At 48.7% G+C, this 11872-nt stretch carries 10 protein-coding genes; 6 read left to right on the forward strand and 4 right to left on the reverse strand.

Features of this window, described 5'->3' with window-relative positions:
* Window positions 1-692 precede the first annotated feature (692 nt).
* The 3 genes from SPB21_RS06225 to crtL form a co-directional block, all read right to left on the reverse strand.
* Window positions 693-2594 (reverse strand): thiamine pyrophosphate-binding protein, encoded by a 1902-nt coding sequence (locus SPB21_RS06225; protein WP_163699203.1) that lies wholly within the window; start codon window positions 2592-2594, stop codon window positions 693-695.
* Between the two features lie 100 nt (window positions 2595-2694).
* Complete coding sequence (locus SPB21_RS06230; RefSeq protein ID WP_163699205.1) at window positions 2695-3183, reverse strand: response regulator; 489 nt, start codon at window positions 3181-3183, stop codon at window positions 2695-2697.
* 399 nt (window positions 3184-3582) lie between these two features.
* Entirely contained in the window at window positions 3583-4827 is a 1245-nt protein-coding gene (gene crtL / locus SPB21_RS06235) for a lycopene beta cyclase (protein ID WP_163699207.1), read from the reverse strand.
* Between the two features lie 278 nt (window positions 4828-5105).
* Here crtL and SPB21_RS06240 point away from each other — a divergent pair, with 278 nt between their 5' ends.
* Window positions 5106-6386, forward strand: coding sequence for a glycerate kinase type-2 family protein (locus SPB21_RS06240; RefSeq protein ID WP_250565781.1), 1281 nt, complete (start codon window positions 5106-5108; stop codon window positions 6384-6386).
* Window positions 6387-6504: 118 nt separating this feature from the next.
* Here the strand turns inward: SPB21_RS06240 and SPB21_RS06245 are convergent, their stop codons facing one another.
* Complete coding sequence (locus SPB21_RS06245) at window positions 6505-6831, reverse strand: ArsR/SmtB family transcription factor (RefSeq protein ID WP_163699212.1); 327 nt, start codon at window positions 6829-6831, stop codon at window positions 6505-6507.
* 168 nt (window positions 6832-6999) lie between these two features.
* Here SPB21_RS06245 and trxA point away from each other — a divergent pair, with 168 nt between their 5' ends.
* The 5 genes from trxA to SPB21_RS06270 all read left to right on the forward strand — a co-directional run bounded on the left by trxA (window position 7000) and on the right by SPB21_RS06270 (window position 11813).
* Window positions 7000-7335 (forward strand): thioredoxin, encoded by a 336-nt coding sequence (gene trxA, locus SPB21_RS06250; protein WP_163659337.1) that lies wholly within the window; start codon window positions 7000-7002, stop codon window positions 7333-7335.
* Window positions 7336-7461: 126 nt separating this feature from the next.
* Window positions 7462-7767 (forward strand): DUF4342 domain-containing protein, encoded by a 306-nt coding sequence (locus SPB21_RS06255; RefSeq protein ID WP_163659336.1) that lies wholly within the window; start codon window positions 7462-7464, stop codon window positions 7765-7767.
* Between the two features lie 202 nt (window positions 7768-7969).
* Window positions 7970-8989 (forward strand): hypothetical protein, encoded by a 1020-nt coding sequence (locus SPB21_RS06260; RefSeq protein WP_499866004.1) that lies wholly within the window; start codon window positions 7970-7972, stop codon window positions 8987-8989.
* 149 nt (window positions 8990-9138) lie between these two features.
* Window positions 9139-9762 (forward strand): Crp/Fnr family transcriptional regulator, encoded by a 624-nt coding sequence (locus SPB21_RS06265; RefSeq protein WP_163659334.1) that lies wholly within the window; start codon window positions 9139-9141, stop codon window positions 9760-9762.
* 311 nt (window positions 9763-10073) lie between these two features.
* Window positions 10074-11813: an ATP-binding protein gene (locus SPB21_RS06270; protein WP_499866006.1), complete on the forward strand. Its 1740-nt coding sequence runs from the start codon at window positions 10074-10076 to the stop codon at window positions 11811-11813.
* Window positions 11814-11872: the final 59 nt, after the last annotated feature.

Consider the following 11872-nt stretch of genomic DNA (forward strand, 5'->3'; position numbering starts at 1 on the left):
CCAATTAAAGTATGGAATACCCCAATAAAATTCACGTAGTACCCGTAAGGGTACTTTCCTTTTTTCACTTTTTTACCCTATAAATTTTTACCACCTCCCCATCTCGGCATCTTCATTGCCGTACTAAGGAGAAATGTCTTACGGGAGAAAGTTCGAAATAAATATAATCGACCCCGCCGTAACTCCTTAACGTAATGCGATTAGGAACAATCCAGTACGTTGGGTCGTAGGGTGTCGTCACGGCCCTACCCATGGGAAACCCCAATATGCCTAAAGGAGATAACTTAACTACTTCCAGAAAGAGAACTCGGAGGGACCCCAAGCAACCGGTTTTGCTTTTAACCAACAGCTCAGGTTCATAAAGTGAAAATTGATCCATAGCGAAGAGGGTTGCTCAGGGCTTTCCTCCCTGAAACCCTCCCTTTCGTGGGGGCCTAACTCCCCTTTCCGGAAGCATATTAGCTATCCCAATTAGGCATATTGGGGTTTCCCCGACAGGGTGATCGCTCATAGCAATGATGCAGGTGTAGTGAGAGTTACGGTGAGGTCGATTGTTAAGGTTCACTATCTTTCTTTAAAGACTCTTTAGGCTTAGTTAAAGCCATTAATTTCAACATAAGAAAAAGCGGCAGAGCCTTCAAAGAGCTCTGCCGCTTTTTATCAAGAAAAAATCAAAAGATTATTCGCTGCAATTAACCCAGCATCTCTTTTACCTTAGCAACAATGCCAGTAGAATCAATCCCCTGGTGAGGGAACTGTTCCCAAAGACCACCGCCACCTTCAATGTGAGTACCAATATAGCCATACTTAGGCGTCAGGCCACGCTCCAACAACCAGGAGCCCATGCGGCTACCTAGACCAGTACGACGGTTGAAGGACTCAACCACAAGTACCATAGGAGTGTCACCAATTTTAGCAAGAGTCTCTTCGTCGACAACGTTGAGAGTACCCTTGTTGATTAGACCCACATCAATGCCTTCTGCCTTAAGTTTCTCTACCGCATCTAGAGCACGGTAAAGTGCAGCACCAAAGGCAACAACGTAGCCTGCAGTACCCTCACGAACAATGTCATCCTTACCGGAGGTAAAGGCGTAGTCTCCTGCAAACATCTCGTTACCGTCAGTATCCAAAATCATGGGTACCTTAGAACGGGTAGAGAAGATAAAGCGCAGACCGGGAGCGTTAAAGATCGACTTCACGCAGGCGCGCATTTGGTTAGCGTCAGCAGGGAAGTAAATGTTAGTGGGATGACTGTCATCCAAACCATTGTCGGCGAACAGGTTGTTCATACCGAAGTGGCAGGTGTTGTCAGCCATGTCGTCAATGCCTGCGTGGGAAAAATGACACAACAGGTTGGAGTAGTTGAGACGAGCCATGGTGATCTCAGAAATACACATTTCCAAGAACGCACTAAAGGTGGCAAAGATACCTTGCTTGCCTTTCTCCATACCAAAGCCAGCTGCCGCAGATAGGTTGCCGCGCTCCTGAATACCACCGCTGATAAAGACTTCAGGATGAGCTTCACGGATGGTGTTCAGGCCACAAGAGCCTTCCAGGTCGCTGTCCACAACGAGAACACTATTTTTGCGCTCTTCTTCACCCATGGCACCGAGCATTTCTACCACAGCAGCACCAAAGACCTTACGGTTGGCATCCATTTTATCGGTGGAACCGGTGTAGGTGTTGGGGTTACTGGGCTTCTCAGTATTCTTGAGAATGTCAGCTGCGGTCTGGTGACCACGAGCTTCTAGATACTTGATAGCCGCAGGAACAGAGATTACATCATGACCGTGGTTAGACCCCTCCAAGCCTTCAATGCCAGGGCACATGGGACGCTTGAGGATAACAGCGATCGGTCCAGGAGTATTGATGGCTTCGCAAATGTTGGCGTATAGTGCATCGATATCTTCACCGTTGCACTCTAGAACCTTCAGACCGTGACCTTCTAAAGTTTTCTTAACGCTGTAACCAGGCAAATACTTAGAAGGGTTACCCGCAATGGTGACGTCATTGTCATCAATGAGCAGCTTCACATTGATATGCTGAGCTACCGCTAGACGAGCCGCTTCAGCGTCGTTACCTTCTTGCTGGGAACCGTCGGAACCAAGACAGAAAACAGTTTTGCCAGGGTTAGCTAGGGCCACACCGTTAACGTAGGGCCACATGTGGCCCAGACGACCGGAGCTAAATTTTACACCGGGGGTAAGACCCAGCTCAGGGTGTCCGGGTAGGTGAGAACCGGCAGCACGATAGTTCATCAGCTGCTCAGCAGGCAGGTCGCCATTCAGGGCAGACATTAGATACTGGGTACCCACCCGGTGTCCGGCCTCATCAAAGAAGGTGGGGACATAGCTGTCAGGCGCACCCCGAAAAAGAGCATCCATGAGCATGACTTCGGGGACGGTATCGTAGGGGCCACCAGTATGACCGCCCACACCCCGCGCAGCACCGGTTGCTGTAAAGAAGACAATGGCATCGCGGCAAAGTTGAATATTTGCTTTGATAGCCTCACGCTGCTCATCAGTCAGCGTCGGTGTAGACGGATCAAGACTAATACGCTTGTAAGCGCCCAAGTCGATTGGAAATGCAGCCATGTCATATCTCCCTTGTGACGTTTGTTGTCAAGGGGTATTCTCGCATTCCATGGAACCGGATGCATGGAAATTAGACAGGTTTGTATTGAGGAATACTGATTTAACTAGCACTCCATTCTTCAGAACAGCTATAGACGTATTGCAGATCAAGATATTGAGCGATGAGTTCAAACATAGTGTATGGCCGAATGGGTTTGGTAATAATGTCATCAAACCCGCCGACATTCACTTGATGGGCACAGGCCAATGCTGGTTGTGCGGTGAGGGCAATGATTTTTGTAAGGTTTTGCCGCTGCTCCATGGTTTCGGCGGTGCGAATCAGACGTGTGGCCTCGCGACCATCCATCCCAGGCATCAGCAAGTCCATAAATATGAGCTGGGGTTGCCACTGTTCCCAACGGGTGAAGGCATCGGCCCCATTAACGGCCTGGCTGACAGCAAAACCACTGCGTTTCAATAAACGCAGCAATAAGGTGCGATTGACGGGATGGTCATCCACCACTAACACCCGGCAAGGAGACTGATCTGGACGAAGACGCGGTAGCAAACAAGGTAATCGTTTGAGGGTGGGCTTAGTTAGAAGTGGCATGGTGACTGGATTTGCTAGCAACAAAACAAGGGGTCAGCACTGCGTCAATTAGTAGATGGCCAAGCTTAAAATTAAAATCTAAACGGGTGGGAACAAGGTATAAAAACAGTTTGTGAATAAGCCTGACGCTGTACTAGCAATTTTGGGGAGGATGGTGAAAAGCTGAGTATTCAACGGCTCATTCACCCACGTAAAAATTCTTGCCCTGAAGGTTTACGATGCATCGCTCACCAAAAGTGTTTGATGTTTCCAGGTTGCCTCAAAGAGTGTGAAGTTATGGTGCCCCTTCATGGAAAACTCATAAAGATATTACGGGTAGATGGAAATCTCTTAAACTTACTGAGACTTTTCCTGATAATGCCAAACGCTTATATGAAAGGGCTTTAGCCGATGACTGAGTTAAACTTTACCCATCAGCGACTTGAATAACAGTTGTCCATCGGTGCCGACGCCCCCCATGAGTCCGCCGCGTACTGGGTTCGTTGTTTGGCTAAACATGGTGACCATGGCCATGACCAGTTCAAAGGGGGATAGGGTATCGGCTAAGAAGCCTGCCCACTTGGTCTGGGGTAGCTTGAAGAAGCTGTCAAAAAATTGGCACAGTTCACGATGGTTGAAGCGCATCAGGGTTTCCAACCCAAACTGATAAATGTGATGCTTGCGTAAACGTTCGGTGGTCCATAGGGTTTGCCAACCTGCTTGGGCAAGCGCTTCCCCCACGTCTCCGTTCGAAATAGATGTGGCGATCGCAACCGCCACATCCGGAGCCCGCCGCAGCATCGCCCCCACCATATACCCCGTAGCTGGGTGCACCATACTGGCCGCACCGCCAAACCCTAGCACCCGCTGGTTCAAATCCGGCAGCGGCAGATTCATGGGAAACAGGCAATATTCCGTGTGATGTACTTCGCTAACTTCTACACCATCCGCCGTAAGGCGCTTCTGCAGCCGGTCTTTTAGGGTGTCGTAGGCCATTGCCGGAGACAGGGCCAGGGAGGTTTCCTCCACAAAAAACACGTCATCGCCCATGTCCATGGCATAGAGGAACGTGGGTGGACCGGCCAGCTCCTCGGCTGACAGGTGCTCTGCCCGGTAGTCCATCAGGGAAAACTGCCCCGGTGCCACAGGAGGTTTTGAAAATTTGCCCACGATGCCATAGGCCACCTGATAGGACACAGGCGGATTCTTAGATATCGATCGCTGCACCAGAGCGGCATTGTGGCCAGTGGTATCAATAACGAGTTTGGCTTTAAGGTCTTCGCCAGCCTCGGTGGTCACACAGCTGTGGTCGCTAGTGTGGGTCACAGTCGCAGCTTTGCCACAGTGCCAGGTCATGTCGCCCAGTTGAGTTAGAAAATGCTGCTGTAGCTTGTCTTTATCAAATAGACCGTAGTCGCGATGGTGACGTGTGGGCTGAGTGGCGGCTTCTCGGCCAAAGTAGCTGACGGTGTTTTGCCAGCTTTGCCCTAATAAGTCCTTCAGGCCCAGCTCTTCTAGTTCGTCACACCAGACGCCATAGGTATTGGGCCAGGGAGTATCTGGCGTTGTGGGAGCCAGGCCTTGGAGGGATAAACCATGGTTGGCTAAAGCGGATGCCATGATCAGTGCGGCAGGCCCTGCCCCGATGATTAATACGTCAAACACCGTGTTGATTCTCCCAAATATCCCTATGGTTATTATCACCCTAACGGGAAATTACCGATCGTAGAGACGTTCCATGGAACGTCTCTACGATGGATGGTTTGATAATGGTTGCAAATTGGCGATTTTATGGATTCGTGATTTTAGGGCAATATCCCTACGATTGGCCCGTCCGGAACATTTTGCTCATGGTGGCCTATCGATGACATCTGAACCACCTATGATTACTTAGAAATCAGGCTATGCTCTCCCCCAATCCTGTTGCACTACCCAATCAAACTATGTCGTCCGCCGATCTGCTGCGAGAATTATTTGATGCTGCCGTGGCTGCGGCCATGCCCCAAGAACAGGTGGCCCGTGCCCTAGAGCCTTACCTAAAAACAAAACCCACAGGACGTGTGGTGGTGGTTGGCATTGGTAAATCCGCTGCCGCCATGGCCAAGGCTGTGGAAAATACCTGGGCAAAGGCAGGCAATACAGAACCCATGGAAGGTCTAGTGATTACCCGCTACGGTCACGTTGTCCCCACCCAATCCATCGAAGTGATCGAAGCAGGACATCCGGTGCCCGATGCCAACGGCATGGGGGGAGCCCAGCAAATTTTCCAGCGGGTGCGGACCTTGACCGCTGATGACTTGGTGATTTGCTTGATTTCCGGTGGCGGCTCGGCCCTGTTTACCCTGCCACCAGAAGGCATCAGTCTAGAAAATCTAGCGGACATCAACCGTCAACTGCTGGCGTCAGGGGCGGATATCATTTCTATGAATACGGTGCGTAAGTCGTTGTCCTGCTCCTCGGGGGGACGCCTATCGGCAGCGGCATATCCGGCCAAGGTGGTATCGCTGATTATTTCCGATGTGGCGGGGGACAGCCTCAGTGCCATCGCCTCTGGTCCCACCGTGGGAGATACGGCCACAGCCGCCGATGCCCTGGAAATCATCGCCCGGTATCGGATCACCATTCCCAATCACATTCGGGATTATCTAATGCGTAATCCTAACCCCGTCATTCCTCCAGAGGATAAGCGGCTGAGTACCACCACCAACCATCTGATTGCGACGCCGCAACAGTCATTGGAAGCAGCCGCCAAGGTTGCGATCGCAAGTGGCTATACTCCCCTGATCCTTAGCGATGCCATTGAAGGGGAAGCCCGCGATGTCGCCCTGGTGCACGGAGCCATTGCCCGTCAAGCCAAACGCCATCAGCAACCCATTGCCCCTCCCTGCGTCATCCTCTCCGGCGGCGAAACTACCGTTACCGTCAAACAAAACTTTGTTGGCAAAGGCGGCCGCAATAGCGAGTTTCTATTGGCCCTGGCCAGTTACCTGGACGGCGAAACCGGCATCACCGCCATTGCCTGCGACACCGACGGCATCGACGGTAGCGAAAACAATGCCGGAGCCCTGATTACACCAGACCTCTGGCGCACAGGACGTAACCCGCAGAAATATCTAAACACCCACGACAGCTATAGCTTTTTTGAATCCATTGGAGCACTAGTGGTGACCGGACCCACATTGACCAATGTGAATGACTTTCGGGCCATCGTTGTTGAAGGATAAAACCCGTTGTTGCCGCTGGTTTCGACTTCGCTCAACCAGCTAACGATACCCGAGGGGTGAGCGAAGCCGATTCTGCTTAACTCAAAACGATACCCGAGGGGTGAGCGAAGCCGAACCCCTACTCCTCACACACGTCCCCATCATCCGCTGCCGCCAGCACCGAGGCCAGCACACCTGGAAATTTGGCTTCCAGCTCATCTACGCGCAATGAATTCAAATGCTGGGTGCCCACCTTCTCGGTATGGACAATGCCAGCTTCGCGCAGAATTTTAAAGTGATGCGACAGGGTGGATTTAGCAATCTCATCACCACCGCAGCTGCGACAAGCTTGCTCGCCTTTTTGGGCGATGGTTTTGACAATTTTTAGCCTGACTGGATCACCCAGGGCGTACAGCACCTCTGCCAGGGTTATTTGGTTTGTATCTGGATGGGAAATTGGACGCATACTTGCATTATGACACGGGGCTATGTCAGTAAAAATGGGAGTGGGCGGATGACCGTCCTTTGTTAGTTCAACTTTATGGAACTATAATTGATGCACTCAGTAAATGCAGAAGGGCCTCGATAGGGCTACTGTATTACTGGCGCGTTGGTTTTTCAGGAGGTCAAAAAGATGGCTACAAATGCATTGGTCAATGAAGTTTCAGATGCCGATTTTCAGAATGATGTACTGGGCAGCGATACCCCTGTACTAGTCGATTTTTGGGCACCCTGGTGTGGCCCTTGTCGCATGGTGGCACCTGTCGTAGATGAGGTGGCTACTAAGTTTGAAGGCCGAGTCAAAGTCCTCAAGCTCAATGTAGACGATAATCCTAAAAGTGCCAGTGACTACGGTGTGCGCAGCATTCCCACACTGCTAATTTTCAAGGATGGTAAGGTTGCCGATACGGTCGTTGGTGCTGTACCCGCTAGCACCTTGTCAAGCACCCTTGAGAAATATTTGGATTAGGTTACGCATAACAGCGTAAAACTCAAAAGAAAGCTTAGAATTACAGCCTGTCTCTTGCTCTAGCCAGTATCAAAGGGACAGGTTTGTCTTTAGACATTCGTTTTTTAAAGTTAGGTTAGTCAACCCATGAGCTACTCTGATCCCTCTTCTCCCAACTCAACACCACCGGAATCTGATCCAGAAACGACTACAGAAGAATTTGTGGTAAATAGCGACAACCTGGTTAACAAAGTACAAGAGCTCATTAATGAGAGTAATGTGCGACGGATTTTGATTAAAAATGCTGAAGGCCGCACCTTGTTAGAAATTCCCCTGACAGCGGGCCTAGTGGGGGGAGCCGTGGGTCTGGCCTTTTTTGCACCGCTGGTTGCGATCGCATCCGTTGGCATGCTGGTTGCCCGTTTTACCCTAGTGGTCGAACGCCGTGCCTAGGCCATTGTCTCTTTTGTCACACTCACCTTTCTAGAGACACAGTAGAGGCAAAAAGTCTTACCCCTACCCTTGTTTCCACCCAGCCTGTCAGCGTAAAGGATTGGGTGGATTTTTTGTAACCTGTGGTCATATCATGGTCAGATTTTAGTGGCATACTGAAGCCTTATTTCTAGTCACTAATTTGTTGTTTCAAGCATTTACCATGTCAGGGTTAGACAAATGGGATAAACGATATTGGCTTATTTTCCTGCTGCTGGCGTCTGCAGGATTTTTCATACACTACAGTTTTTGGCACACACCGGCTGAAGAGCTTCAGGGCCATGATATGTACTATATCTGGCTAGAAGGCAAGCGAATTCTGGCTGGAGAAAACCCCTATGCCAGAGTTCTGGCAGGCAACCTCAGGGAAAATGATAAATATGCCACTTATTTTCCCATTGCCTATCTTGTATCTGCGCTAGTGCAAAAACTTGGTTTTCTAGACTATCGCGACTGGCTATACTTTTGGCGACCCACAGCCTTTATATTCCACATGGGTATTGTGGGTCTAACGCTACGATACTTTCAAAAGCGTCGGTTGTGGCTACTGGGGATAGCGGCCTCGCTTGTTCTCTTGCTAGGCCGCTGGAGTATTTATATTATTCGTGTCCATCATCTAGAATTTGCAGCCATTTTCTTTTTAGTATTCTCCCTGGTTCTTTTAAAGGAGAAACCACGACTCGCTCTGCTGATGTTTAGCATCTCCCTGGGCATCAAACAGATCGCGATATTTTTACTGCCGCTATATCTAATATATCTATGGAAAAAACGCGATAAGTACGCTAAAAACCTGATTATTGGCTTTTTGATTATTCTCAGTGTGCCGTTGATAACGTCCCTGCCCTTTATTATTTGGGATGCCGATGGCTTCTTTAAGTCTGTTTTGTTCTCAGCAACACGCCTAGGGGATAGCCATATTAGCGGTGCCCCATCTATCGATGTGATTCTATTTCAAAATTATCCGTGGCTGGTGGGCCTCAAGGCCAAAGCACTGATGCTATTTCTAATGGGGCTGGCCTATCTAAGTTTCTTAACAGAGCGGGTTGGCATCTTTGCAGCGTCTACAGTCACCATGATGGCCTTCCTATACTTTAATTCCGTGTTGTTCTTGCAATACTTTATCTGGCCCCTAAGTTTGATTCCGTTTGCTATGGTGGAAGATAGAAAGGGATTTGCAGATTAGCTGATATCGTCTTAAGTTCCACCTGAATCACTGAGAGGCAAATTTTAAGTCAACCCTCAGCATAATTGAGGCTGGTTTTAGACAGCTATTGGGGAAGCTCTTAGATGAGTTGCTTACTTTGGACAGCATCGTAATCTAAGTGGTTTTCAATGGAATCATTGGATCGTTATCTTGAAGCCCTCAAGCGTTTGTTTGAGAAAGGCCTCATTGAGGCTCTTCCCAGTCTCTCAACAGTTAAAACCGGCGAGATTATCTTTCATGGTGAAGAACCAGCAGGGAAGATTTTTGGCGTCAAAACTGGAAAAGTACAGCTGGTGCGCTATCTGGAAAATGGCCAGATGAGTCACCAATACGCCATCGACAATGGCAGCTGGTTTGGCGAAAGCGCCTTGTTTCATGGCGTTTATGCTAATTCTGCGATCGCAACTGAGCCCTCTCTCATTGTTGCTATCCCCAAACAGGCATTTCTCACCCTATTACATCAAGATCCTGAGATTTCCCTTATTTTTATTAGTGAATTAACAGAACAGCTCCACATCGCCAAAAACCTCATGACATTGCGATGTATCCGTTCCGCTAGTGACCGTGTACTAGCCTATCTCTACAATTTAAAAACACCGGGGCAAAACATCTGTGTTCTCAATTGCCCGATCAAAGCCATTGCCGAGCAAATTTGCCTGACACCAGAGGTGGTTTCACGCTCGTTACGAAAATTGCAAGACGATGGCATTATTCAACGTAATCAGAGAAAAATTATATTTCTGGAGGGATAGGTGTAGCTAGTACGCTGTGGCGTAGGTTTGCCCACTATTACATACAGGTGGATGGGGGGATGCAATCGCTTTAGCTATCAGATATTGCAGCCCCCTTTTTCCACTTTTGACTGCTTTGAGGGCAGACTCTAAGCAGTCAAATAACTTGTTAATGCCTGATGCAAGATTGCACCAACCTACTTACCGTAAGTCTTAAGAATCTTTTTTGATTTCAGCCTGGGATTTCAATTTTCTTAACAAACTTGATTTGAATCATAGATTCTCAGGGTTTACTCATCTAAAATTCTGGGAAATCTCATCTAAGTGATTCCATGAGCGCGATGAATGAATCTCAGCTCCAGGTTGCCTGTATTCCCAATCATCAAATCCAGTCTCGATGGCTTTCAGCCTTAACGTCACTGCGCTACAGGGCTGGCCATCTAGAAGCGTATCTGGAAGAGCTAGTTTCTGGATTGCGTCATGGCTTGGGGGCCAGTCGCGTGATGCTCGGTCAATACTTAGGGTCCGGTAAGTATGACTTCATTGTCAGTCCAGAACTGCAGCCAGGTAAACCTGAAAATTATGCCTATTGGAGTCGCTTAGCTGAAGATATTTTAACTCAGAGAAATTCAGCTACGGGGGTCTATATATTACAGGCCAATCTGAATGTGGCCTATTGCGGTGTGCCCGTAGTTACCCCTAAAGGTTGCTGCTGCGGTATCTTGCTGGCCCTAAGACCTGCCATCGAACCCTTTCAAACTGAAGATCAACAGATTTTGACGTTAATGGCCCATCAGGCTGCCATGGCCATTGAGCTAGAACGCTGCTGTCATTCTGTCAGCAACCATACCCTGGAGACAGTCAGCCCTAGGCACCCTCTACAGTTGCTCCAGGAAAAGCTGATGACCGTTAACCAGCAGCTGACCCAAAAATTAGATCACTATAGAACTGAGCTACAGCGGGTCTCAGCTCGACTACAGGTAGAAAGTATTGCCCATTCATCCTTAGAGCAGCGTTTTCGCAAAATTTTTGACGGGTCCAACGACGCTATCTTTGTGATTGACCCAGCCCAGGATCAAATTTTAGAGGCCAACCCAAGGGCGACCCAGCTACTCAACTATTCACACCAGGAGCTGCTAAACGCCATTAAAATCTCTCAGGTTCATCCAGACGAAATGCCTAAATTATTGGAATTTACCCGGAATGTTTTTCACAACGGTCGGGGCTGGACCGATGAACTGACCTGTTTAACAAAGTCGAAACATAAGCTGCCAGCGGAGATTTCTGCTGCACCCATTGAGTTTGAGGGACGGCAATGTATTCTCGCCATGGTTAGAGATATTAGCGAGAGAAGACGACTTGATGCCCAACGCCAGCAGGCCGAAGCCCATGCTAAAAAAGCACTCTCCCATTTAGCTGAAGTTGGCGAACTATCTTCCATGATTGTTCATGAAATTCGTAATCCTCTGACAACGGTGCTGATGGGGCTAACCAGCTTTCAGAAGCTAGACCTGGACGGTCGATTTAAAGCCCGGTTAGATATCGCCCTAGAAGAAGCCGATCGCTTAAAGCGATTGCTCAATGAAATTTTGCTGTTCTCTAAACCGCAAGCGCTGAATTGTAAGCCCTTAGAACTAAACACATGGAGTGCGGATCTTCTAAAATCTCTACAGTCTCATCCCTCCGTGGCAGATCAGGTGATCGAATTCCATGCAAATCCAATTTCAGCCATCGTTTCGGCAGATTCTGACAAACTCAAACAGGTCTTTATTAACTTACTGACCAATGCCTGTGAGGCGACAGCTGCCGGCGAGATCGTGACTTGGGAGATTACGTATCCATCCAAAGCTAATCACCTGACAGTGCAGATTCATAATGGAGGTAATCCCATTCCTCCATCTATTTTGGAGAAGATTACAACACCGTTTTTTACCACAAAACCTAATGGTAATGGCTTGGGTCTAGCCATTGTTAAACGAATCGTGAATGCCCATAAAGGTCAATTTTCCATAACTTCAAGTGCCAAGTCCGGCACTACGGTTACGGTGATGTTACCGGTTCTTAAACATTAATCACTGATGTTATGAACTATGGGTGCCAGGCTATAGATATCGGGCCCTTGGGGCGATAT

The sequence above is a fragment of the Leptothoe sp. ISB3NOV94-8A genome (assembly GCF_043421595.1).
GTDB classification, from domain to species: Bacteria; Cyanobacteriota; Cyanobacteriia; order Phormidesmidales; family Phormidesmidaceae; genus Leptothoe; species Leptothoe turfae.